Here is a 25,630-nt window from a genome sequence, read left to right on the forward strand (position 1 = left end):
TCCTTCATGAGAAAATCCTATTTATAATTATTGTGCCCAATTTAGGCTTTCTAAAAAGCGATAAATGTCCTCATGTAATTGATCTTTTTCTTGATCTAATGTAATAACATGTTTTGAGTTTTCATACCACTTGATGTGCTTTTCAAGTGACTCAGTTTGATTATATATAATGTTGGCAGATTCTGTCTCTATTACTTCATCATTTGTAGCTTGTACGACGAAAATAGGCGCGTAAATCATGTCAATTTCTTGACGAGTGCGAGCTATAAATTCTCGTAGCTGCTGTAGAGATGGCATGCCTTTGTCAGCAATGCTTGCAACTTCAGCTTCAATTTGCTCTTCCTGTTTCCCTTGGAACTTTTTATAGTCCCTTGCATATTTCAAGACACCCTCAAACATAACGTCGGTTGTACGCATTGTCATAGGGGCACACATTGTCACAATTCCTTTAACAGGATTATTTAATGCAACGTTTAATGCCATAACACCGCCTAATGAAAGGCCAGCAACGGCTATTTCCTGATAGCCAGCATCCTGTAACTGTTTGTAGGCGGCAATAACATCCTGCCACCAGTCTGCTGGACCTGTTGTGATTAGTTCTTCTGGTTCCACACCGTGACCTTTATAGTGAGGTGCTAATGTAGTATACCCTTTTTTCTCTAAAAATCTACCAAGCATTCGTACGTCTGCAGAGCTCCCTGTGAAGCCGTGTAATAATAAAACAGCACGAGGTCCTGCCTGAAAGAAAAATGGCTGTGATAATGATTTGTTCACTGTAAGCACTCCTTCATTCTAAAACACTTATACATACTATACCCATTCTCGTCATCTCGATGATGCCTAGCAGATGACATTGGTTATTGTGTTACAATTCATTTTTTACTACTGAGAGAGAAATTACCATTTAACTATGATAAAAGAAAACGCCCAACCAATTCGGTTAGGCGATATATCTTCAACTATTAGATTTTTGTAATAGCGATTGCTAATAAAAAGAACACTATAGCTAACACAATTGTTGCACGGTGAAGGATTAAATCCATACCACGTGCTTTTTGCTTTCCAAATAGTTGCTCAGCTCCACCCGAGATGGCACCTGATAAGCCTGCACTTTTACTAGATTGAAGTAATACCACAACGATTAACGCCAATGATACGATAACTAATGAAACTAATACTACTGTATGCATTCACTGCACCTCCCGAACTTTGAAACATCACAACAGACTACATTATAACAAAAAAAGGTTGTGATGACAAACTTCGCTTTATGTTTTGCTGGAAATTCTCCGCCTCATACTTCCACCCTTGTCGACTTATGCTACTATTTGTGGATGTCACTCCCAATAAATTAAATTATAATGGCAAAAATGAACTTTTTTTGGAGGGTGGGAAAATGAATAAAAAAATAACAGCGCTGCTAGTACTATGCTGCATGATTCCCTTTCTTACGGCATGCTCAAAGGCCATTGACCTACTTCTTGAGGAAGAGGATGTAACAACTACAACCTTAGCAGAAGATACAGAGAATGATATGAAGAAACCAGAAAGTAAAGCGCTATCTGCCTCTTTTTCACCTAATGATCTTTTCTCAACCTCATTATTTAAGGATGATCCTGCCTTACTACAATTCACTAAAAAAGTTGAAAAACAAGTAGCAAAGTTTGAACAGCACTTTGAAGTCCCTTATACTGGGAAGCTAAACTTCGAAGATTTTGAGGTGCAGCTGAATGACTTAAATAGCCTGCTTTCCTTCGTCGATCCCTATACAGCTGGTTATTTTCTTACTTATGAATGGACGGCTTGGGAAATAGATAATGGCTATTTGGTAGAGTTGTCGATTGATTACTTAACAGATGCCAAAAAGGAGCAAAAGGTCGATCAATATGTAGAGGCTTTTGCTGACCAGTATATTACGACAGATATGACAGATTTTGAACGTGCTAAAATCATTAATGATACGGTCGTACAGTTAGCCACTTATACAGAACAAGGCTCTACTGAGGGACAGACGGTTTTTGAGCTGATAGACGAGGAAACTGCGGTATGTCAAGCCTATGCTCTACTAGCTTATCGCCTACTATTAGCTTCAGATGTAGAAGCGAAATACGTATATGGCTATAGTGAGGATCAGCTGCATGCTTGGAATTTAGTCAGTATCGATGGCAATTGGTATCATCTTGATACAACGTGGAATGACGTGGATTCAGCGGAGCCTTATGCGATTTCCTATGAATACTTTTTAGTCAGTGATGAAAAACTAAGACAAGATCATTTATGGGTAAATGAAAATTATTTTACTGCTACAAATAACAATTATGATTTTATGCATGATATGTGGTATGCCAATACTGTGGACGATGTGATTTATTATAATAGTATCAATGATAATATGGTCTATTCTTATAATTTAGACACAAATGAAAACAATCAAATTACAGAAACGGCATGCTATTATTTAGCTACTTATGATGATTCCATTTATTGCAGTGACTATGACAATGCTGGTTATTTAACAAAAATAAATGTCCAGGACGGTTCGGAAGAAGTCTTGCTTGAAGATGAAGTCCTCAACTTGTACATTGAAGAAGACATTTTATATTATGAAACAATTGATGGCGCACAACATCAGGAAAATTTGTAATGCCCCAAAAGAATCTGTGTGACTTTTACACAGATTCTTTCCTTCCCCAATATTTACATAATTACCATATTCCATTAACAAACCTTTAACGCTAGCTTTACACCATTCCTTTACACTTACAATTGAATTCACCTAAAGGAGGAAAATCATGAAATACGCAAAAAAATGGACTTCATTGTTCTTAGCAAGTGCAGTGACTTTATCCGCAGTTAGTATCCCACAGCAAGAGGTACATGCAGCCGAAGTAAAGAAACCGACGAATGTCATTATGCTTGTGATGGATGGTAGCAGTAATAATGCTGTCACTCTTTCTCGCTGGTATAAAGGTGAAAGCCTAGCAATGGATGAAATTTTATCGGGTGCTATGCGCACATATTCTGCTGAATCTGCCATTACTGATTCTGCACCAGCTGCGACAGCATTAGCAACTGGGCATAAATCGAACGATAAATATATAGGTGTGCTGCCCTCTGTGATCAACTCCCCTGGATTAGCCCAAATCGCTAAGGAAGATGCCTTCCGACCTGTAGCCAATGTGCTAGAAGGAGCTAAGCAGCAAGGTATGGCCACTGGATTAATTTCTACTTCCGAAATTCAACATGCTACACCTGCTGGTTTTTCTGCCCATGTCAACAATAGAAGTCAATATGGGGATATAGCAGAGCAGCAGGTTTATCAAAATATTGATGTTGTCTTAGGCGGTGGTCTGGAATCACTATCACCAGGCACATCGAAAAATGCTCGTCAAGATGGCGAGGATTTAATCAAGGTTTTGAATGAAAAAAATTATGATCTCGTTAAAACGCGCGATGAGCTATTTAATAGTCAATCCTCAAAAATTTGGGGAAGCTTTGCCCCAAGTGCACTTGCTTATGATTTAGATCGTACCAAAACAAGAGCATCTGAGCCTACACTTGCTGAAATGACGAATAAAGCAATCAATACGCTGAAAAAGGATGAGGATGGCTTCTTCCTCTTTGTAGAAGGTAGTAAGGTTGACTGGGCTGCACATGCCAACGATACTATTGGTATCATTAGCGATATTTTATCATTCGATGATGCAGTGAAAGAAGCGGTTGATTTTGCGAAGGAAGATGGTAATACTTTAGTCATCGCAGTAACTGATCATGGAAATAGTGGCATTACGATGGGGAACGCTAACACAACTAGTACCTATTCCAGCATTCCAGTTTCTGCCTACATCGACCCGTTAAAAAAAGCTACAATGACCATTGAAGGAGCTTTAAGCCAACTAAAAGAAGATCGCTCTAATTTAGTTGAGGTCGCTGCTCTTTATGGCTTAGATTCATTAACGGAGGACGAGCTTAAAACATTACAGTCTGCTAAAGACTTAGGCAATGAAATGGTAAAAATGCTAGCCAATCGTGCAAACATTGGTTATACAACAGGTGGTCATACGGGGGAAGATGTATTCTTATATTCATTTGGTCCTTCTAAATTGACAGGATTAGTAGAAAACACTGATTTAGCCCATACAATGGCACGCTTTATGGGCTTTGACTTAAACACATTAACAAATGATTTATATGTGCCTGCAACGAAGGCATTTACGGAAAAAGGATTTACAACAAAAATTGACTTATCGGATAAAGAAAACCCAACATTTATTGCACAAAAAGCAGATATCACAGTGAAAATTCCAGTCAACAAAAACACGATGACGTATGAACAAACTTCCTCAAACACGGCAAAGACTCATACATTTGATACAATCAATGTCTACAATGGCTCTGAATTTTATGTATCTAAAAAAGTTATTAATGAAGTGAAATAAAAATAATAGCACGAACATAAGTTGAGATTATTCCCTTATGTTCGTGCTTTTTTTACATAAGTAAACCAGCCAATAATTTGTAAACTCTACATATCCCCCCAAAACCTTAAATTTACCTTAAATTAATCTTATGATTTACTGAATTCATCTTAATTCAGCAACATTTTTCTCCACATTCCGTCAAATCAGTGTTAAAAACATAAGGTAAGGATTTTTAACTAGTAAATTACTATTTTTTTGAAAGTTTAATCCTATACTTTTTTTCATTGGAGGTGGACAAATGCAATCCATCAAGAATAATGAGTATTTACGCTTCATTGGCTTCACGCTGTTTTATTTGATTGTTTTGGTACTGCTGTTTCTTATACATGGCTTCCATGATATGAACGCTGGACCATTTATATATACGGAATTTTAAATAAAGGAGATTAAAATATGTTAAGTATTTTGGCAGCTATTGAACGTGTGGCCCTCCAGCAGCCACAAAAAACTGCTTATCAGACACACAATGCCTCCTTAACTTATAGTGAGCTTTGGCATTTATCAGATCGTCTTGCCGATTATTTAATGAAGCTTAAGTTGCGGAGACAACAACCTATAGTCATTTATGGACATATGTCCCCCCTACAAATTGTTGCGTTTATCGGAGCTGTAAAGGCTGGCCATCCATATGTACCTGTTGATTCGTCAACACCATCCGAAAGATTACAGCTCATTACAGAAGCTTCTGGAGCAGGTTTAGTATTGACAACAGAGCTATTACAGATGCCGTTGAACCTGCCAGTTATGGCAGTGCATGATATTCTGGATGCCTCCTCAAAGGACGTGATCCTATCATCCGCAACATGGGTTCGAGATAAGGATATCCATTATATTATTTACACTTCTGGTTCAACAGGTCAACCAAAAGGGGTACAAATAACAGCTAGTAATCTAACACACTTTGTTAGGTGGATGCAGGAACACTTCCCTTTACAGCAAGACGGCGTATTTTTAAATCAAGCACCTTATTCCTTTGATTTATCTGTTATGGATCTCTACCCAGCTCTTGTAGGTGGACACACACTTTATGCGATTACACAGCAAGAAATTGCTAATCCAAAAGCCTTGTTTGATTCTTTAGCGACGTCAAATACTCGTGTATGGACTTCTACACCTTCTTTTGCCAAGATGTGTTTGATGAACAAAGAATGGGATCAAAAACTCATGCCTAGGTTGGATACTTTTTTATTTTGCGGAGAGGTTTTACCGATAGCGGTATGTAACGAGTTGATGTTCCGTTTTCCACAGGCAACAATTTATAATTTATATGGTCCTACGGAAACAACCGTCGCTGTATCCTATGTAAAGGTGTCGAAAGAGCTAGTAGCACGCTTCGAACAATTACCGATTGCCCCTATAACGGAGCCAAACGTATCTGTAGCCGAGGATGGAGAAATTATTATTTCAGGGCCAACCGTTAGTGCCGGGTATTTGGGAGCGCCTAAATTAACAGCTAAAGCTTTTCCGATCGTTAATGGCGATCGCATCTATCAAACGGGTGATATAGGCTATGAGCAGGATGGTTATTTGTTCTTTTCAGGTCGTAAGGATTTCCAAGTGAAATTACATGGCTACCGTCTTGAGATTGAAGAGATTGAAAAACAAATCAGTAACCTGCCACCTGTTTCAAGCTGTGTTGTTGTACCTGTTTATAAAGAGAAGGAAATCATTTCTCTTAGTGCCCATATTGTTTTACGTGAGCCATTAACAGACGCTGCTTTTAAAACAACAAAGCAATTGAAGGCTCTTTTATCGGCGTACTTACCTGCCTATATGATACCGAAAACATTTAAATATATGGACGCTTTACCACTAAATCCAAATGGTAAGGTAGATCGTAAAGGATTGGCGGTTATGGAGACAGTATGACGCCTTATGGAAATATAGCATTTTTTGTGATCATCGGACTTTTATTATTACCTACCATCCTCTTAGGGTTACGAGGCAAATCTTCGAAACGTTATAATCTTTTTGTATCGGTCATTGTCTTAGCATTAATCTTCGGACATTCATTAAACGGGACGATCTCGCTCGTATTATTTACTGTCTTTCAGGTTGTACTTATTGTGGCTTATCAGCGTTACCGACTTCAGCAAAATAGCGGTACCATTTTTATAATAGCAGTGCTTTTATCCATATTACCCCTGATTCTTGTGAAGGTTTTGCCAATTCTCGGGTTACATCATGTATTTGGCTTCCTTGGTGTGTCCTACATTACGTTTAAAGCGGTACAAATGATTTTAGAAACCCGTGATGGCTTGATGAAAGAGAAAATTTCTGTAGTAGAGCTAGTCTATTTCTTATTATTCTTTCCTACCGTATCATCGGGACCTATTGATCGTTGGCGTCGTTTTACAAAGGATTTTCATACCGTACCTTCCTCGGGAGATTACCAAAAGCTGCTATTGAGTGGCATTAATTATATTTTTGTCGGCTTTTTATATAAGTTTATTTTGGCTTATTTAATTTACAACTACACGCTTATTTATTTGCCTAACCATACGTATAACTATTTGACACCTTTTCAGGGGCAGCTAGCGTATATGTATATGTATAGCTTTTACTTATTCTTTGATTTTGCTGGCTATAGTGCATTTGCTGTTGGTGTGAGCAGACTAATGGGTATCCAAACACCAATTAACTTTAATCGCCCCTTCGCCAGCCGTAATATTAAAGATTTTTGGAATCGTTGGCATATGAGCCTTTCCTTCTGGTTTAGGGATTATGTCTATATGCGCTTTGTCCTTTGGATGACAAAGAAAAAATGGCTAAAAAATAAATTTGCTATTTCGTATATAGGCTTCTTTTTACTATTCTTTTTAATGGGTATTTGGCATGGTCTGGAATGGCACTTTGTGGTCTATGGACTCTATCATGCCCTATTGATTATCAGCTTTGATAAATTTGAACGCTGGAATAAAAAGCATAAGCGTTGGCCAAAAAATAAATGGACGCATGCTATTGGCGTAATTATTACGTTTCATGCTGTATGCTTCGGCTTCTATATTTTTTCTGGCACATTATTTTAAACAAAGGGCTGTAAGAGCCTGTTCACTAAAGGAGAATTATTAATGGATCAACAACAAGTTTTAGAAATGCTAGTCGAGTTATGTGAAGATGAAATTATTGTAGAAAACCCAGATATTGATTTATTTGAAGAAGGTTTACTAGATTCGTTTGGAACAATTAATTTACTAGTCGAAATTGAAAATCGTTTTAATATTTCTGTCCCTATTACTGATTTCAATCGTGAAGAATGGAATACGCCTAATCGAATTGCAGGGAAATTAGCTGAAAGACAATGATCAAAAAAGGCTTTCTTTCTTTATTTATTGCATGTGCTCTTTTTACTGGCTTTGTCTTTTTTCCTAATGCTTGGATTAAAGCCTGGATATCCAATGAGGATGTGGAGCAAGCCAAAACGAACATGTCTCCACTTGTATTTCAGGGCACCTATTTACAGGAGCGAATGTTGCAGGAGCCTAATTCCATGCCACTTTATGGCTCCTCGGAATTAAACCGTTTTGATCCGTTCCATCCATACAATTATACGCGAGCAACTGATGCTCCGTATTCGACATTTATGATTGGACGTGGAGGCATGCAGTCCATTACCCACTTCTTGAATTTTGCAGCACAAGAAAAGAATTTAAAGGATAAAAAAGTGGTCTTTATCATCTCCCCGCAGTGGTTTACAGAGAAGGGCATGGGTGAATTTCACTTTTCACCGAATTATTCCATGTTACATGCTTATGATTTAGCCTTTAATCAGGAAATGGATGCCAACCTTCGTAAAAGAGCAATGGAGCGCCTACTAGAATTTGATACTGTCAAACGAGATCGCCTCTTAAAGACCATGTATCAATATCAAATGTCTAACGGCAAGGAAAAACCAATTACTGGACGTATGGCTATGGTCGCGGGGCGTTTCCACAAGGAGTTACTAGAAAAGAAGGACTTATATTATTCCATTTTCCCACGTAAAGGTCATGCATTAAAAAGTAATGACAAGCTGATTGCCAATCAAAGCTTTGAGCAACAATTGCAGCATGCAGAGGCATATGGGGAGAAGCGTGTATCCAACGACTATATGATTGAAGATCGCGCCTATCAGCGACTTGTAAATGCTAAATTTTCAAAGTTTAAAGATATACGAAAAAAAGAGGATTATACAAACTCTCCTGAATATGAGGATTTCCAACTAGTTATCGATGTTTTAAAGGATGCAGGTGCCAAACCACTATTCGTCTCCATTCCAGTTAATGGCTATTGGTATGATTATAATGGCTATCCTGAGGAACGTCGTCAAAAGTATTACGATAAAATGGAGCAAGTATTAAAGGATGCAAATGTTGCCTATGTTGATTTTTCAGATCATGAATATGATCCTTACTTTATTATGGATACGATTCATATTGCCTGGAAGGGCTGGGTCTATCTCGATCAAGAACTAGATCAGCATTGGTCACAGCCATAACAATAGTCAGGACAGTCTAATATTAGTAGACTGTCTTTTCTTATTATCGTAAGAGACCTTTTATGTAAAGCGCCATTTGCTCGCTTATCTCATTTAGTTTTTCAATGGCTTCACTAAATTGTTGAACCTGCTCTGCCTGATCATTTGAAGCTACTTCAATTTGCTCCATGCTTTCCATAAGTGCTTGAATATTACTCGTAATCGTTTTAAGAGAGGTTTCAATTTGTTTTGTTACTGTAGCTGTCTCACTAGAAAGTTTCCTTACCTCTTGATCCCCATAGCCCTATCCCCCTCTAATTTTCTTTATTATACTTGACTGCTTGGGGTATACATACTTCTTAATAAAATACCTCAAAGCATGTACATACTTTGAGGTATTTTTTGTCTATATTATTTAAGGTTGTAGAACGATTGTAAACCAAGTTGCTCTTTAATGCGAAGAAGTTGGTTGTATTTTACTACACGGTCTGTACGTCATGGAGCACCTGAGCATGCACCTTAATTGATTATGGTCAATTCTATGATGTCTACAATAACTTCGGGAATATTAGTGAACACAAAAACTTGAACTTTCGGATTTTGCTTGTTCCCCATTGCATGGTCCAAATTGTGACCGCATAAATAGTTGAATCGCCAAACTCTTTTTGTACACGTTCTTCAATCCATTGGCTTTTGCGTTCAAAGTGATATTTAAATGATAAAGTTCTTTGTCTGTTAAAGGTCATTCTTCGTTCATAAATAAAACCCTCCACCGATAATGTTTTTGTATCCTAGTAATTGGTGGATTTTGTGTAATAAATATTAATGGTAACAAACAGAAAAATTTGCATACAATTTAAAAATTCGCCTATTTTTCATCTGTGTAAAATTGTTCAATATACTGCTCTTCTTCCTCGGGCGATAATAAACGAGTTGCTCTTCCTGAATTTGTTGTGTCATCGCCACCTTGCAATTCCCAAATTTTATTATGGTCGTCAACGGCGTTTGAAAAGTCACCTTTCGACCATCTTTCTAATATTGAAATGTAAAGATCTTTATATTTATAATCGTTCATTTTAACTACAGTTAACAATCGGTCAACTTTTTCTTGTGTTATTCGCTCACGACCCCATTGAGAAGCAGCTTTCACTTTTTGGTGAGACATGCTATGGATGGTTTCATTTACTTTGCTTTCCATTAAATTGTCAGGATAAAGCAATTCTTCTTTTGTAACTTTTTTATCTTCAAGCGCTACTCCGTCAACAACAATAGTGGCTCTTTCTTTTTTGGTAACAGGTTTTTCCTTTTGTTCGGTGGATTTAATGTAACCAAAAATCCCTCCAAAAATTATCAATATTGCAATGATAACAATTGCAGATTTTGTTTTTCTCTTCATGTTATTAACTCCTCATTGTAATTTATATCATTATATCATTATGTAATTATGTATTGGTTTATATTATGTAATTAGGATAATAATAACAGAGTGTTCAATGACTATAGTACGAAAACTGTTCGTAGATAATGGTATATACTTTGTATTCAGCATGTTAACCAACGCAAAATTGCGTCCTTAATTAAATACAACTAATACAATTTTGTATGCGTTAATCCGTCACAGGTGCTCTCTATAGAGGAGAGTACCTCAAAAAAACATTGCTGAGGTATCTAGCATTTTGCTAGGTACATAACGTTTTTACAAGGGGGGCGTGTTTTGCGACTCCTTTTACATGAACTGTAGAAACGTTTTCAATTTCATTCACCTCATGAAACTCGTCCAGATATTGAATGAAGTGAGTTGTATTGTAGTTATAAATTTCTGTTGTTCTGATTGAATAATTTTTAATCTGCAAATGTAAATTCTTTCAACAAATCTTTAATAAGCACGAAAAAACCTCCAATCTACAAGTGTTTCTCACACTTATAAATCAGAGGTTGAAACAATACATCCGTATTGCCTATTTTCTCTTCAATCAAATACCTATTTTAAGTTATAGAAGGAATTTAAACCAAGATACTCTGCTGTTGAACCAAGTTGATCTTCGATACGAAGAAGTTGGTTGTATTTAGCTACACGGTCTGTACGTGATGGAGCACCTGTTTTAATTTGACCAGCATTTGTTGCAACAGCGATATCAGCAATTGTTGCGTCTTCTGATTCACCAGAACGGTGAGAGATAACTGCTGTGTAGCCTGCACGTTTTGCCATTTCGATCGCTTCAAATGTTTCAGTTAACGTACCGATTTGGTTTACTTTGATCAGGATGGCATTGCCTACGCCCTGCTCAATACCAGCAGATAACTTTTTCGTATTTGTTACAAATAGGTCATCACCTACTAATTGTACGCGACTGCCGATACGGTCTGTTAATAGCTTGTGTCCAGCCCAGTCGTTTTCGTCTAAGCCATCTTCAATTGAAATGATTGGGTATTTATTTGTTAACTCTTCGTACCAATCCACCATTTCTTCAGAAGTTTTGACAACACCTTCTCCATCTAAGTGGTATTTGCCGTCTTCTTTATTGAATAGTTCAGAGGATGCTACGTCCATTGCAAGTTTCACTTCGTCACCTGGTTTGTAGCCTGCTTTTTCAATCGCTTCTAAGATCACTGTAATCGCTTCTTCGTTAGAGCCAAGGTTTGGTGCGAAACCACCTTCATCACCTACTGCTGTGTTGTAGCCTTTTGCTTTTAGAACAGCTTTTAGGCTATGGAAAATCTCAGCGCCAATACGTAATGCATGACGGAATGATTCTGCACCAACAGGCATAACCATAAATTCCTGAATGTCTACATTGTTATCTGCGTGAGCACCGCCATTTAGGATGTTCATCATTGGTACTGGTAATTGCTTAGAGTTGAACCCACCAAGATATTGATAAAGAGGTACATCTAAATAATCTGCCGCAGCATGTGCAACTGCCATGGATACACCTAGAATTGCGTTGGCACCTAGCTTGCCTTTATTTTCTGTGCCATCTAGCTCGATTAAAGCTTTGTCGATGACTACTTGATCAAGAACAGAATAGTTACCTTCCAATTCTTCCGCAATAATTGTGTTTACATTTTCAACTGCTTTTAATACACCTTTGCCTAGGTAACGAGATTTGTCACCATCACGTAATTCTACCGCTTCGTATTCACCTGTTGATGCACCTGATGGTACGATTGCGCGACCAAATGCGCCTGATTCTGTAAATACTTCAACCTCTACTGTTGGGTTCCCACGTGAGTCTAAAACTTCGCGCGCATAAACTTGTGTAATAAATGGCATAATTAATTCTCCTCTTTTTCAATTAATGATTGTCCTGTCATTTCAGTAGGCTGTGACACCTCTAATAATTCTAACATGGTTGGTGCTAAATCGGCTAAAATACCACCATTTCTTAACATTATATTTGGTTTTGTCACAATTACTGGAACAGGGTTTGTTGTATGAGCTGTCATTGGCTCACCTGCTAAAGTTAACACTTCATCAGAGTTGCCATGGTCAGCTGTAATAATAGCTGCGCCCCCTTTTGCAAGGAGTGCATCTACTACTTTCCCTAAGCATTCGTCTACTGCTTCAATGGCTTTAATAGTTGGCTCCAGCATTCCACTATGACCAACCATATCAGGGTTGGCAAAGTTAAGAATAATGCCATCAAATTTTTCAGCCTCAATTTCTGCAAGTAAAGCATCTGTCACCTCATAGGCAGACATTTCAGGTTTTAAATCGTATGTCGCCACCTTTGGAGAAGCAATTAAAATACGTTCTTCACCTGGGAATTTTTCCTCACGTCCACCACTCATAAAGAATGTAACATGTGGATATTTTTCAGTTTCTGCAATGCGCAACTGTGTTTTTCCATTCGTCGCTAATACTTCACCTATTGTATTTTTCAAGTTGTCATTTTCATAAGCAACCTGTGCGTTGACTTCATCACTATAGTGTGTGAAGGACACAAATTTTAAATTCTTTGGATGATTTGTAGATATAGCAAAGCCATCGAATGCTTCATTTGTAAACACTGTTGACAGCTGAATGGCACGATCAGGACGGAAGTTAAAGAAAATCACAGCATCATGATCGCCAATTGTTGCTACTGGCTCGCCATGCTCTTGAATGCTAAATGGGATGACAAATTCATCTGTTACCTCACGCTCATAGGATGCTGCTACACCACTTTTAGCACTTTCTGCTGTTTGACCAACGCCATCCACCAGGACATTATAAGTCAGTGCGACACGATCCCAACGTTTATCACGATCCATTGCATAGTAACGTCCATGAATCGAAGCAAATTGCCCTATGCCTATTTCAGCCATTTGCTTTTCAGTTTCTTCAATATAGTCTAATGCTGTTGTTGGACCAACATCACGACCATCTAAGAAGCCATGTACATAAACTTCATCTAATCCCTGCTGTTTAGCTAGCTTCAATAGTGCAAACATATGCTCATAATGACTATGGACACCACCGTCTGACAATAAGCCCATAACATGTAGCTTTGACTGATGAGCTTTAACATGTGCTACTGCATCTAAAAAGGCTTGATTCGTGAAGAAATCTCCATCACGAATAGATTTATTTAAGCGTGTTAAGCTTTGATATACGATACGTCCTGCACCGATATTTAAGTGCCCCACCTCGGAATTCCCCATCTGTCCTTCAGGTAATCCAACGGCTTCTCCCGCAGCTGTTAATGTCGCATGAGGGAATTGATGCCAATATCGATCAAAATTTGGCTTATGCGCCTGTGCTACTGCATTCCCGAATGTTTCATCTCGAAATGCAAAGCCGTCTAAAATAATTAATGCTACTGGCTTTTTAGGCATTTGCTGCCGCCTCCAATAATGTTAAATAAGATTCTGGTTGTAAGCTTGCTCCACCAACTAAAGCACCATCAATATGTTCTTTCGATAAAAGCTCCTGAATGTTATCAGGCTTGACACTGCCACCATATTGAATGCGCACAGCATTCGCAGTTTCAGCATTATATAGCTCTTCTACTACTGCTCGAATCGCTCCGCATACTTGATTTGCATCGTCTGCCGTAGCAGTTTTACCAGTACCAATCGCCCAAATCGGTTCATACGCAATGACCATATGCTCTACTTGCTGTGCTTCAAACCCAGCAAGTGCCGCTTTAATTTGGCCTGCCACTTTTTGCTCTGTTGTGCCTGCTTCACGTTCTTCTAGTGTTTCGCCACAGCAAATAATAGGCACGATAGCGTGTGCAAGTGCTGCTGCTACCTTCTTATTAATCGCTTCATCTGTTTCGTTGTAGTATTCGCGACGTTCTGAGTGTCCTAAAATGACATAGTCAACATCCACACTTGCTAGCTGTGCTGGACTAATTTCACCAGTAAAAGCACCTTCATTTTCATAGTGCATAGTTTGTGCACCAATCGCCAGCTCTGACTCACTAGCAACTTGCACAAGTGTAGGTAGGTAAAGAGCTGGTGCGCAAATAACAGCATCTACTTTGTCATTGGAAGGAAGTTTTTCTTGTACAGCATCTACAAACTGAATAGCCTCTTCAAATGTTTTAAACATTTTCCAGTTACCTGCAATAATTGGTTTACGCATCATTTTGCCTCCGATTAGCTTATTTATCGTTTAGTGCTACAATCCCTGGAAGCTCTTTGCCTTCCATTAATTCTAAGGAAGCACCACCACCTGTAGAAATGTGATCCATTTTATCTGCTACTTCAAATTTTTCAACTGCCGCTGCCGAATCGCCACCACCAATTACTGTGTAGCCTGCTGTTGTTGCCATTGCATCAGCAACAGTTTTTGTGCCGTTTGCAAATTTGTCCATTTCAAAGACACCCATTGGTCCATTCCAAATGATTAATTTAGAGTTTTTGATAACTTCTGCATAGTTTGCAGCCGTTTTAGGTCCAATATCTAGACCCATCCAATCAGCTGGAATAGCATCTACATCAACGATTTGTGTTTCAGCATCCTGTGAAAATTCATTTGCCACAACAGCATCGACTGGCATATGTAATTGCACACCTTTTGCTTTTGCCTTCTCAATAAAGGACTTTGCTAGCTCGATTTTATCTTCCTCTAGCAATGATTTACCGATATCGTGGCCCTGTGCCTTAATAAATGTAAAGGATAAACCACCACCGATAATTAAGTGATCTACTTTTTCTAATAGGCTTTCAATAACACCAATTTTATCTTTTACTTTGGCACCACCAATAATGGCTGTAAACGGATGCTCAGGGTTAGACAAGGCTTTACCTAGTACATCTAATTCCTTTTGCATTAAGAATCCAGATACAGCTGGAATATGCTTAGCGATTCCTTCTGTAGAAGCATGCGCTCGATGGGCTGCACCAAAAGCATCATTAACATAAATATCGGCTAGCTGAGCAAATTGCTGTGCTAATGTTGGGTCATTTTTCTCTTCACCAGCATGGAAGCGTACATTTTCAAGCAATAGAATGTCTCCATCTTGCATGTTTGCAACGGCTTCTTCCACTGCTTGCCCAATGGATTCATCAAGCTTCGTAACAGGCTTGCCCATTAATTCCGCTAAGCGAATGCCAACAGCTGTTAAACGCATATCCTCTTTTACCTCACCTTTTGGACGTCCTAAGTGAGAAGCTAGAATAACTTTAGCACCCTGCTCTACTAAATACTCAATTGTAGGAATCGCTGCACGAATACGCGTCTCATCGGTAATAGCACCATCTGCCATTGGCACATTAAAATCTACACGTACAAAAACGCGTTGACCCTTTACATCAATATCTTTCATTGTTTTCTTATTTAACATGAAGAAACTCCCTTCAAAGTTTGTTTTAGTTTTACACCCTTGTGTTTTACCCATCTTGGCTCTACACCATGCTTACTAAATTGAAAAGTCAGTTTAGTACTTTCAGCGTCACTATCTCATGTAAGTATGATTCTCCAACTTTTGATAATGAACCCTAATACTTGTTTTTATAGTAGCAAAAGTTAACTGCGATGTCTTGCAATCAACATGTATCAATTACGTCTCAGCGTAATTGTGACCAGATTTTTTTAGAACTTGCTCGAAACATTCCTTTTCAAAATCCGTGACATTCGCTGAGGCTTTTATCTTGATTCAGTCGTGATCGGACACCAATGAACCAAGAAAGTCATTTGTGTATGCATCTCACCACCTATAAAGGTGGATGTTTTCTGCTGAATCTAGAAAAAAGGAGTAAGGGTTATCCCTTACTCCCAATACCCTTGTATATTATATCTATTCGATATTATAAAGGCTATACTTTTTGTGCATAAAAAGCAGTAATATGTCACACTTTTTACTCAAAATGTCGAAATATGATACTTATTTATGGTTTAAGCCTTGTTCAGCAATGTATAAAGCTAGGTCCATTAAGCGAGTAGAGTAACCAATTTCGTTATCATACCAAGCTAAAACCTTCACCATTTTGTTTTCTAACACCATTGTTGAAAGGCCGTCTACCGTAGAAGAATGATGGTTACCATTATAATCAATTGAAACTAATGGTAGCTCATTGTAATCTAAAATGCCTTTTAACTCATTTTCAGAAGCTTCTTTTAATGCTGCATTAATCGTTTCTTTCGATACATCTGCTTTTAGCTCTACAACTAAGTCAACACATGATACGTTAGGTGTTGGCACACGCATAGAGAAGCCATCTAGCTTACCTTTTAATTGTGGCAATACTTTTGATACAGCTACTGCTGCGCCTGTTGTTGTTGGAATCATAGACACCGCTCCAGCACGTGCACGACGTGGATCAGAGTGTGGGAAGTCTAGAATTCGTTGGTCATTTGTATAAGAGTGAATTGTTGTCATCATACCGCGTTCGATGCCAAATTTCTCATCAAGTATTTTAGCTACTGGTGCCAGACAGTTTGTTGTACAAGAAGCATTGGAGATCACATCATCAGTTGCTGGGTTATAATCCTCATGGTTTACACCCATAACAAATGTAGGCATTGCTCCTTTTGCTGGTGCTGATAGAATCGCTTTTTTCGCCCCTGCTTCAATATGCTTGCCTACTTCTTCCATTGAACGGAATCGACCGGTACATTCAAGCACTACATCTACGCCTAATTCGCCCCACGGTAATTGTGCAGGATCTTTTTCAGCATATACTTTTACACGTTGACCATTTACTACGAAAGAATCTTCATCTGCATTGACTTCAGCATCATAGATACCGTGTACTGAATCATATTTCAATAAGTGCGCAAGCTGACCAGCATCTGTTAAGTCGTTTACGGCTACTACTTCAAATTCATCATGCTTCATTGCCTCACGAAATACTAAACGTCCAATACGTCCAAATCCATTAATCGCTAATTTTAATGCCATTGTTAATTCCTCCAATAATGTGTGATGTTTGTCTCTATGAATAGAGACATCAAAATTTACTTTATGCTCATTCAAAAAATGCTTTAGCACTTTCTGAGATCGAGTGACATGTTTACAACTTTGCCATCATTCAAGATGCTTATTTTCTATAGAAGATATTTTAGCAGCAATTGCTTTGGCCGCTGCTTCATCTGTTACAAATATGGTTTGCTTAGGTGCTACTTTAAAATAAGAAAGCATTGCATTGACCTTCTTTTTGCCTGCTGCAACTGCAATGACCTGCTCACTGTTTTGTACCTGCTCAAGCTGGATACCAATTGTGCGTATGCGATGTACTATTTCTCCATCGGCATTGAAATAATAACCGAAAGCCTCACTTACAGCGCCTTTTTCCTCAAGAATTCGCAAATCCTCAGGAGATGAGTTACGACGAATCGCCATTTCCTCTGCGGAGCCAATCCCATGAATGACGCAATCTGCTTGATCATAGAAGGCCATCATTTCTGTTACCATCGGCTCTGTTAACATCGCTTGATAAGCTTGCTCACTTAAATGCTCTGGTAAAAATAAAGTACGGTACTGAGTTTCCATTTGCATGGCAAATGTTGCAACAAGTGTATTGGCCTGCATTTGCATTTCATGTCCAATCCCCCCGCGTGCAGCTACAAAGGTGATATGCTTTTGTCCGTCTAAAGGATGTAAAAACTGCGCAAGAGAGGCAACAGATTTTCCACCAGTGACAGCTACAACTTGCTCATCAAAAGCAGTCGACATAAATTGCAATGCTGCTTCTTTGCCAAGCATGGTTAGGATTGTCTGATCCTCATTGTAATCACCAGGAACTACGACTACACGTTGGATGCCCAAGTGGCTTTCAAGCACTTTTGCAAGCTGGGTTAAACCAGCCCATTCATAAACGATGGCTCTTAATTTTTCAATGACTATTTCACCATCATCTGTACATACCATACCCGACTTTTGCGCATCTAATAACCCTTGTTCACGTAAAATATCAGTTTCTTTGCGTATTTCTCTTTCTGTCATTTTCAGTGAATCGGCTAGCGTACGTCGCCCGATTGGTTGCATAAGTTGAACGGCTTGCAAAATTCGATATCTTGCTTGCAGAAGCGGATACATTTCAGGAAGTAGCCTTTGCTGCGCCTCTGGAACAGTTAACATATCTATCTACTCCCCTAATTAATAGTGGTGGGTTTGTTTTTAACCCACTTAATTATTTTGTGTCCCACTTATGGTTTTATTATAATATGCATTGTTTTAAAGTGCAAGTAGTTGTCTTGTTCTGGATAAAAAAAAAGCCTCATAGCTATAAAAACAGCTACAAGACTTTGTTGAACTTATTTAGTGAAAGATAAAATCGCGTTCTTTTTAAAACCTTCTAAAGCTTTTGTTGCTTCAGTTTTATTTGTAAATTCAAAAATACGAACGTCCTTTTTCTCAAATACTGTAATTACCCACATTGTAAAATCTCCCTTCACTTCATTCATTTTTGTAATATAACAACCACTAAAATTTGTGATACATTTGCTAAACTGTTTTATAACAACTTCTTACTTGATACCTATTCTACTCCGATTTTTAGGAAAAGAAAGTCTAATGTGAAGGTCTTCACAAACTGTTCAAATTCAAACCGCTTTCATTGAACAATTTGTGAATTGTGAGAATGACAGCTAATAATAAAGTCATTTATACCGTTAATAACTCTTTATACTTTCAGTAGATTAACTGCCTAATCGCTCCATTAACGTGGCATAATCTAAATTACCATACTGAATGACGACACCATCTTTTTCAACTACCGGAATCATTAGCATATATTTTTCATGTATGCGATCATCCTGCTCTATATCAATTATTTCAATATCAAATAGAACATCTTCCTGAACAAGCTGTAATGTCTGTAGCCCTTCTACACATAAAGGACAATTCGCCCTACTAAAAAATTTAATTTTCATAGATAGCACCTCCTCCTTTATTATAAACGATGTGGCAATGAAGAAATGGCTACTATTCTTTGATGATGTTTATTTGAGCTTTCTTAGTATCCTTCTTTGTAATGGCTGTATTTTTGCCAACAATGACGGAAATCACGACAATCATTGCCACGACGATCGTAAACCAAGAGATGGATTCATTTAAAAATAGCGTAGCAAAAAGAATCATTAAAAATGGCTGTAAATATTGGATCTGACTAACTCTTGCAATACCTCCTAAAGCCATTCCACCATACCAAGCAACATATGCTAAAAACTGACTGACAACAGCTAAATATAATAGGCTAACCCACGCTGTAAGAGGGGCATGTAGCATTTCCAAGGAAAATTGGGAAATGACAGGGACAATAAAAAAGGGAGCCGCCAGCAAAATAGCCCAAGCAATAACCTGCCAGCTCCCTAATTCCTTCGCTAACTGTCCTCCTTCTGCATAGCTAAGACCTAATATTACAACTGCTGCTAATAATGCTAGATCTGCCATATGTAATTGTCCTAAGCCTAAAAAGCTAGCATAAATAATAACTGCTATAGCCCCAATAACACTCGATAACCAAAACTTAAATGAGGGACGTTCACCTGCTCTGAATAAAGCAAAGCCCGCAGTCGCTAAAGGTAAAAGTGCTAATTCGATTGCGCCATGTGTAACTGGCAGCCTTGTCATTGCCCAAGATGTAAGTAAAGGAAATCCTAATACTGCCCCAAAGGATACTATTATCAAGCTTTTAAATTGTCTAGCATTCGGTAGTCTTTCTTTTCTTACAAGTAAAACGATGGCTACTATGAACGCCGCGATGACAGCTCTCCCCAATCCTACAATTGTCGCTCCAAAGTATGGTACAGCTGTACTTGTTGCGGGTAACGTTAGACTAAAACAAATTACCCCCACAAATCCTAACAGCATACCTATTTTTTCTTTTCTTTTATCCTGCATGTGCTCATCCTTTCATTTTCCTCTCCATCTGTCCCTGGTATAATCCATAGTAATCGGTACTATCTCTAAAATGAACAGAATTTTCTGCCAACTGTCCTGGTACAGATAAAGGAGGAAGGACGATGATTGCAAAATATGTAGAGGTTGTAGAGAACATTAAAGAGCAGCTTGCTAATGGTGTGCTCATTGCAGGCAGTAAACTACCTTCCGTACGACAACTGTCTGAGAAATTTTCCTGCAGTAAAAATACAGTGATAAGAGCTTATAATGAGTTAGAAAAGGAGCATCTTATTTTTTCCAAACCTAAAAGTGGCTACTATGTTGTGAATAACATAGAGCAACCGAGTACACACCAACAAGTTATTGATTTTTTATCTGCTGGTCCAGACAAAAGCATTATGCCCTATATTGAATTTCAGCATTGCATCAATCAAGCTATTGACACATATAAAGAAGAATTATTTAGTTATAGTGATCAGCAAGGGCTTTACTCGCTACGTGTACAATTGGCTAAGTATCTGCAGGATTTACAGGTCTTTACTGAACCTGATCGATTATTTATTGTCTCGGGCTCACAGCAAGCATTACATTTACTAGCGGCGATGCCTTTTCCGAATGGTAAAAATAATATATTAATAGAACAACCTACCTATTTTGGTTTTATAGAATCTGTCCATCTACAACAAGCTACAACTTTTGGGATTGATTTAACAATGGAGGGCATTGATTTAGATCGTCTTGACTATATTTTTCGCAATAATGACATTAAGTTTTTCTATACTGTCCCGAGATTCCATAATCCTCTTGGTCATAGCTATACAAATGACGAAAAAAGAAAGATTGTGGAATTAGCAGACAAATATGATGTTTATATTGTGGAGGATGATTTTTTAGGAGATTTAGATCCTAACACAAAAGCGGATCCGTTATTTTCTTTTAATCCCTCTGGTAGAGTTATTTATATTAAAAGCTTTTCAAAAGTATTTCTTCCAGGTTTAAGAGTAGCGACAGTCGTTCTTCCCACTATAATGACAAATCATTTTCTACGTTATAAATTTAGTGCTGATTTCAATAGCTCTGTTCTCTCGCAGGGTGCCTTAGACATTTATTTAAAAAGCGGTATGTTTCATAGCCATATTAAAAAGATTAAAGAGCTTTATATAAGAAAAATGAGCGTTTTACAGGAGGCTTGCGAATCATTACTTCCCACCTCTACTAACTATACGAAACCAGTATCAGGCTTTTATCTTTCTATTGTTCTTCCTGATAATGTAAGTGCTAGGCAGGTGGTTCATTTATTAAAGGAAAAAAATATATTGATGGATGACGTTGCTAGAATGTTTCTACCAGAATTTAAAAAGGATAATCTTATTCGTTTAAGTATTTCTCAGGTAGATGAACAATTAATTTATACTGGTATTCAGGAGCTAGCACTTTGCATTTCATCATTTAAACGTAAAATGCGCTATCCAAATTCCATTCACCTATTGTAATTAAAAAAGGCATTGATTGTGAGCAAGCTACACATCAATGCCTTTTGTTTTAAGTTATTTTAAATGACTATCGAAGAATTTTACCATGGCATTATAGAATTCAATTCTATTTTCTTCATTTGCGAAGCCATGTCCTTCATTATCTTTTAGCATGTACTCTACCTCCACACCTCTAGCGCGTAAGGCTTCCACAATTTGATCGGATTCTGCTTTGTTCACACGTGGGTCATTTGCTCCTTGAGCGACAAATAAAGGTGTTTTGATTTTATCTGCATGGAAAACAGGTGAAACAGCAGTTAACAATTCTTTGTCTTTCTCTGGATGGCCTACACGCTCATAAAACATGTTACGCATAGTTTCCCAGTAAGGAGGGATGGTATTTAATAATGTAAATATGTTAGATACCCCTACATAATCAACTGCAGCAGCATATAGATCAGGTGTATACGTAATACCCGCTAATGTTGCATAACCACCAAATGATGCTCCATAAATACCAATGCGATCAGGGTCTGCAATGCCCTGGTCAATTGCCCATTGTACACCATCAGTAATATCATCTTGAATCTTCAGACCCCATTGCTTATTACCAGCCTGAAGGAACTCTTTACCATATCCAGTTGACGAACGGAAATTCACCTGAAGCACTGCATAGCCACGATTAGCTAATAATTGTACTTCTGGATTGAAGCCCCACATATCACGTGCCCATGGTCCACCATGTGGATTGACAATAAGAGGGAGATCTTTCACTTCTTTATTTTTCGGTAAAGTTAAATAGCCATTAATCGTTAAACCATCTCGGCTCTTATATGAAATTGGATGCATTTCTGCAAGTTCATTCGGATTTAACCAAGGGCTTAAAGTGGCCAACTCAGTTAATTCATCTGTTGTAGAATCGTAGTAATAATATTTTCCATAGACAGTATCACTTGAAACGCTCACAATAAATTTTGTCATTTCTTTATTGTAATCATTGATACCAAGCTCACTTTCATGCACATTCAGCTTGCTTTGGATTTTACGGAAAAGCTTTTCAAAGTTCTCGTCAAAGAATTGGTAATGTGGTTTATCTGTTACATACGCACCATATAGCAATTTATCGTGTTCGGCACTATATAAGACACCAGAAACATCTACTTGATCATTCGACATAATTACTTCTTCATTACCTTTTAAGTCGTATTTCACAACTTCAACTTTGTCTCTACCTTTGTTTGATGTAGCATAAATGTATTGATTGTCTTTTGAGAAAGCTAGTGGCATTACTTCATCTCCAGCTTTCATTTCAATAAATGGCTTGAATTCATCCTTTTCAGAATCTCGATAAAGAATCGTGCCTTCCACACCATCTGAAGCTACAGCAATTCGCACATTGCCATTGCGATCCGCTAGCCAGCTCGTAATATTACCTGGATTTTTTGCAACGTGCGTTGTTTCACCAGTCTTTACATTCAGCTTGTAGACATCAAAAACTGTTGCATCTTCCTTATTCATCATGATAAGTATTTCATCTTTAACACCCTGTAGGCCACTTAATACCCCAACTGTGACATTTGGATATGGCGTTAGATCTTTTTCCTCAGAGCCATTAAATGTTGTAGAATAAATATGGAAGTTCTCATCTCCACCTTTATCCTTTAAATATAGTAAATTATTATCCTTCCAGAAAAATCCTGCGACATCCCGATCTTTTGAATTCGAAACACGAACAGGCTCACTATCATCATTCATCTTTTTCACGAAAACATTCGCTCTATTCTCCCAAGCAGAGGAGTAAGTAATGTAATTGCCATCTGGTGAAAGTTCATAACCGAAATTACCAGGATTTTTCATAAAGTCTTCAACTGAAATTTCCTTTACACCTTCATGATTGGAACCATTTTTTATTTGTTTTGCATTGTTTAATATTTTTACTGCATCTTGTTTGGACATTGCTTCTGTATTTAATGATAAGCCATTAAATAGACCAATCTTATTGGCTTTCTCTAAATAGTCAGCAAGTGAAGCTTCTTTTTCTTCTTTATTTAACGCTCTAACTAAAATACGAGCCGCTTCATCACGTTTAATTGTCAAACTTAAATCTGTGAATTCTCCAGCCTTTACCCATTTATCAATAATTTGTTGACGCATTGAATCTGATCCGTGCTGGAATGTTAAAGTTGTTACAGCTAAATTCAAAAATTCCTGCGCTGACACACGTTCTTCTTGTGCTGTTACTGTGCTATTAGTTTCATTTGCAGCACGGACTTCTTGCATTGTTGCAGGAATAACTACAGAGGTTGATAAAATAATTGCTAACGATGCAGATAAAAATCTTTTTTTCAAAATGATTCCTCCCTATATCCGTTTACGTTATATCGATTGTCGATATATTTAAATTATACCAATTCTAGCATTATTGTCAATAATTGAGAGGCTATTATTTAAGCCATAATGAAAGCGAACTAAACAGATTAGTTCGCCACTACCTCTATTAAAATTTCCTGCTTGCTCCGCCACCAGCAGAAGATCCACCACCAAATCCACCAAAGCCGCCTCTACTCGAACGTCCTCCACCAAAACTACCAGGATAACCGCCATAGCCTCCAGCACGAGGACCTCCGCCACCTTTCGAAAAGAACGTATAAAAAATAAGGACAATGATAATGATTAGGATAATTAACCAAGTGGGCATGTCTTCCTCTTCGTTTGTTTGCGATGGCATATCACCGTTCCAATTATACTCTTGGGCAACAGCGCGAAAAACTTCAGAATAGGTTGCTTGAAAAGCTTGATCTAAATTACCCGTACTTGCCGAGGGATAAAATGCATTATCTAAAATGCGTCCTAATTTACCATCTGGTAATGCTCCTTCTAATCCCTGGCCCACTGCAATTACAACGTCGTTATTTCCTTCCCCTTGACCAAAGGTAGCTAAAATCAAGACACCGTTATTTTTTTCCTTATCTCCTATGCCCCATGAACGAATCAATTTTGTCGCATACATTTTCGGTTCTTGTCCATGAAGACTATCAATTGTGACAACCATGATTTCAGCCCCTGTGCCTTGATCCAATTGCTCGGAATAATGATTTATCTCTTCTTTGACATTCGCCGAAATGACATTAGCAAAGTCATGTATATACGTATTTTTCATAGGTGACGGCATCGTTGCTTTCGCTAGATTTGAGAAAAAAAGAAGCACCGAACAAACGATGATCATCTGTACAATGCAACGTTTCATTAATGGGTACCCGATTGGTTAAAGTCGATAGATGGTGCTTTGTCAGCTCCTGCTGCGGCTTTAAAGTATTCTTTTTGTTCGAAGCCAAACATTCCTGCCATTAAATTCCCCGGGAAACGTTTAACATGTTTATTGAATTGTTGCACCTCATTATTGTAATCCTCACGTGCTACAGCTAGACGATTTTCGGTACCTGCTAGCTCATCCATTAACTGGCGGAAGTTTGCATCTGCCTTTAAGTTTGGATAATTTTCTACAACTACTAGTAAACGACTAAGAGCGCCAGTTAAAGCATCATTGGCAACAGCTTGCTCCTCTGGTGTTCTTGCACTTCCCATTTGTGCACGTGCCTGCGTAATATTCGCTATCACCTCTTGCTCATGACTCGCATAGCCTTTCACAGATTCCACTAGATTGGGAATCAAATCATAGCGACGTTGGAGCTGATTTTCAACTTGTGCCCATTTAGAATCAACATTTTCCTCGGCTGTCACCAGGCTATTATATTTAGGTATAAATAATAAGGCGATTACAACAAGAATGATGACAATTATTCCAATTGGTCCAAGTAACTTTTTCAATTTTAAGCCTCCTTGACTTGCATTTCCTTCTAACTTTAGTCTACATTTTTACCTTTACATTTATACCGTATGAAATTGAATTGACACGACATACTAAATACTGCAACAAAAAATTAT

At 38.0% G+C, this 25,630-nt stretch carries 24 protein-coding genes; 8 read left to right on the forward strand and 16 right to left on the reverse strand.

Going from position 1 to position 25,630, the window contains the following annotated elements; translation table 11 throughout:
- Positions 1-27: 27 nt before the first annotated feature.
- Complete coding sequence (locus tag MHB39_RS18625; RefSeq protein ID WP_004228103.1) at positions 28-774, reverse strand: carboxylesterase; 747 nt, start codon at positions 772-774, stop codon at positions 28-30.
- A gap of 188 nt (positions 775-962) precedes the next feature.
- Positions 963-1,190 (reverse strand): preprotein translocase subunit SecG, encoded by a 228-nt coding sequence (secG, locus tag MHB39_RS18630; protein ID WP_004228101.1) that lies wholly within the window; start codon positions 1,188-1,190, stop codon positions 963-965.
- A 206-nt stretch (positions 1,191-1,396) separates the two neighbouring features.
- Between secG and MHB39_RS18635 the strand changes: the two genes are divergently transcribed.
- The 7 genes from MHB39_RS18635 (at position 1,397) to dltD (ending at position 8,958) form a co-directional block, all read left to right on the forward strand.
- Complete coding sequence (locus MHB39_RS18635) at positions 1,397-2,644, forward strand: DUF5050 domain-containing protein (protein WP_131521151.1); 1,248 nt, start codon at positions 1,397-1,399, stop codon at positions 2,642-2,644.
- A 148-nt stretch (positions 2,645-2,792) separates the two neighbouring features.
- Positions 2,793-4,439: an alkaline phosphatase gene (locus MHB39_RS18640; RefSeq protein WP_342544903.1), complete on the forward strand. Its 1,647-nt coding sequence runs from the start codon at positions 2,793-2,795 to the stop codon at positions 4,437-4,439.
- A 280-nt stretch (positions 4,440-4,719) separates the two neighbouring features.
- Positions 4,720-4,857, forward strand: a complete 138-nt coding sequence (locus tag MHB39_RS18645; RefSeq protein ID WP_004228095.1) for a teichoic acid D-Ala incorporation-associated protein DltX — start codon at positions 4,720-4,722, stop codon at positions 4,855-4,857.
- A 17-nt stretch (positions 4,858-4,874) separates the two neighbouring features.
- Entirely contained in the window at positions 4,875-6,350 is a 1,476-nt protein-coding gene (gene dltA, locus MHB39_RS18650) for a D-alanine--poly(phosphoribitol) ligase subunit DltA (RefSeq protein WP_342544905.1), read from the forward strand.
- Positions 6,347-7,510 (forward strand): D-alanyl-lipoteichoic acid biosynthesis protein DltB, encoded by a 1,164-nt coding sequence (dltB, locus tag MHB39_RS18655; protein ID WP_131521148.1) that lies wholly within the window; start codon positions 6,347-6,349, stop codon positions 7,508-7,510. Before dltA ends, dltB begins: the two co-directional genes overlap by 4 nt.
- A 42-nt stretch (positions 7,511-7,552) precedes the next feature.
- Positions 7,553-7,786 (forward strand): D-alanine--poly(phosphoribitol) ligase subunit 2, encoded by a 234-nt coding sequence (gene dltC / locus MHB39_RS18660; RefSeq protein WP_016994756.1) that lies wholly within the window; start codon positions 7,553-7,555, stop codon positions 7,784-7,786.
- The gene (dltD, locus tag MHB39_RS18665) at positions 7,783-8,958 is read left to right on the forward strand and encodes a D-alanyl-lipoteichoic acid biosynthesis protein DltD (protein WP_342544908.1); all 1,176 of its coding nucleotides are present in this window, start codon (positions 7,783-7,785) and stop codon (positions 8,956-8,958) included. Before dltC ends, dltD begins: the two co-directional genes overlap by 4 nt.
- A 43-nt stretch (positions 8,959-9,001) precedes the next feature.
- Here dltD and MHB39_RS18670 read toward each other — a convergent pair whose 3' ends face one another.
- From MHB39_RS18670 to MHB39_RS18720, 11 genes are all read right to left on the reverse strand, one after another.
- Positions 9,002-9,127: a hypothetical protein gene (locus MHB39_RS18670; protein ID WP_274517289.1), complete on the reverse strand. Its 126-nt coding sequence runs from the start codon at positions 9,125-9,127 to the stop codon at positions 9,002-9,004.
- 678 nt (positions 9,128-9,805) lie between these two features.
- Entirely contained in the window at positions 9,806-10,333 is a 528-nt protein-coding gene (locus tag MHB39_RS18675) for a DUF6241 domain-containing protein (protein ID WP_016994759.1), read from the reverse strand.
- Positions 10,334-10,918: 585 nt separating this feature from the next.
- Positions 10,919-12,211: a phosphopyruvate hydratase gene (eno, locus tag MHB39_RS18680; protein ID WP_016994760.1), complete on the reverse strand. Its 1,293-nt coding sequence runs from the start codon at positions 12,209-12,211 to the stop codon at positions 10,919-10,921.
- A 2-nt stretch (positions 12,212-12,213) separates the two neighbouring features.
- Positions 12,214-13,755: a 2,3-bisphosphoglycerate-independent phosphoglycerate mutase gene (gene gpmI, locus MHB39_RS18685; protein ID WP_016994761.1), complete on the reverse strand. Its 1,542-nt coding sequence runs from the start codon at positions 13,753-13,755 to the stop codon at positions 12,214-12,216.
- Positions 13,748-14,509, reverse strand: a complete 762-nt coding sequence (tpiA, locus tag MHB39_RS18690; protein WP_016994762.1) for a triose-phosphate isomerase — start codon at positions 14,507-14,509, stop codon at positions 13,748-13,750. The genes gpmI and tpiA overlap by 8 nt, the downstream gene beginning before the upstream one ends.
- Before the next feature lie 19 nt (positions 14,510-14,528).
- A complete protein-coding gene (locus tag MHB39_RS18695; RefSeq protein WP_026023505.1) occupies positions 14,529-15,713 on the reverse strand; it encodes a phosphoglycerate kinase in 1,185 nt (394 codons plus the stop codon).
- 540 nt (positions 15,714-16,253) lie between these two features.
- A complete protein-coding gene (gap, locus tag MHB39_RS18700; protein WP_016994764.1) occupies positions 16,254-17,270 on the reverse strand; it encodes a type I glyceraldehyde-3-phosphate dehydrogenase in 1,017 nt (338 codons plus the stop codon).
- Between the two features lie 126 nt (positions 17,271-17,396).
- Positions 17,397-18,449: a sugar-binding domain-containing protein gene (locus tag MHB39_RS18705; protein WP_016994765.1), complete on the reverse strand. Its 1,053-nt coding sequence runs from the start codon at positions 18,447-18,449 to the stop codon at positions 17,397-17,399.
- A gap of 176 nt (positions 18,450-18,625) precedes the next feature.
- Positions 18,626-18,748, reverse strand: a complete 123-nt coding sequence (locus MHB39_RS18710) for a hypothetical protein (protein ID WP_004228055.1) — start codon at positions 18,746-18,748, stop codon at positions 18,626-18,628.
- 261 nt (positions 18,749-19,009) lie between these two features.
- Positions 19,010-19,243, reverse strand: coding sequence for a glutaredoxin family protein (locus MHB39_RS18715; RefSeq protein WP_016994766.1), 234 nt, complete (start codon positions 19,241-19,243; stop codon positions 19,010-19,012).
- Between the two features lie 52 nt (positions 19,244-19,295).
- A complete protein-coding gene (locus tag MHB39_RS18720; protein WP_342544913.1) occupies positions 19,296-20,213 on the reverse strand; it encodes a DMT family transporter in 918 nt (305 codons plus the stop codon).
- Positions 20,214-20,335: 122 nt separating this feature from the next.
- Here MHB39_RS18720 and MHB39_RS18725 point away from each other — a divergent pair, with 122 nt between their 5' ends.
- Positions 20,336-21,706, forward strand: coding sequence for a PLP-dependent aminotransferase family protein (locus MHB39_RS18725; RefSeq protein WP_342544914.1), 1,371 nt, complete (start codon positions 20,336-20,338; stop codon positions 21,704-21,706).
- A 54-nt stretch (positions 21,707-21,760) separates the two neighbouring features.
- Here the strand turns inward: MHB39_RS18725 and MHB39_RS18730 are convergent, their stop codons facing one another.
- From MHB39_RS18730 to MHB39_RS18740, 3 genes are all read right to left on the reverse strand, one after another.
- Complete coding sequence (locus tag MHB39_RS18730; RefSeq protein ID WP_339280312.1) at positions 21,761-24,034, reverse strand: S9 family peptidase; 2,274 nt, start codon at positions 24,032-24,034, stop codon at positions 21,761-21,763.
- Between the two features lie 148 nt (positions 24,035-24,182).
- A complete protein-coding gene (locus MHB39_RS18735) occupies positions 24,183-24,932 on the reverse strand; it encodes a TPM domain-containing protein (protein WP_312124165.1) in 750 nt (249 codons plus the stop codon).
- Positions 24,932-25,513 (reverse strand): LemA family protein, encoded by a 582-nt coding sequence (locus tag MHB39_RS18740; protein WP_312124166.1) that lies wholly within the window; start codon positions 25,511-25,513, stop codon positions 24,932-24,934. Before MHB39_RS18740 ends, MHB39_RS18735 begins: the two co-directional genes overlap by 1 nt.
- Between the last annotated feature and the right edge of the window lie 117 nt (positions 25,514-25,630).

The sequence above is a fragment of the Lysinibacillus sp. FSL K6-4013 genome (assembly GCF_038630435.1).
GTDB lineage: Bacteria > Bacillota > Bacilli > Bacillales_A > Planococcaceae > Lysinibacillus > Lysinibacillus boronitolerans.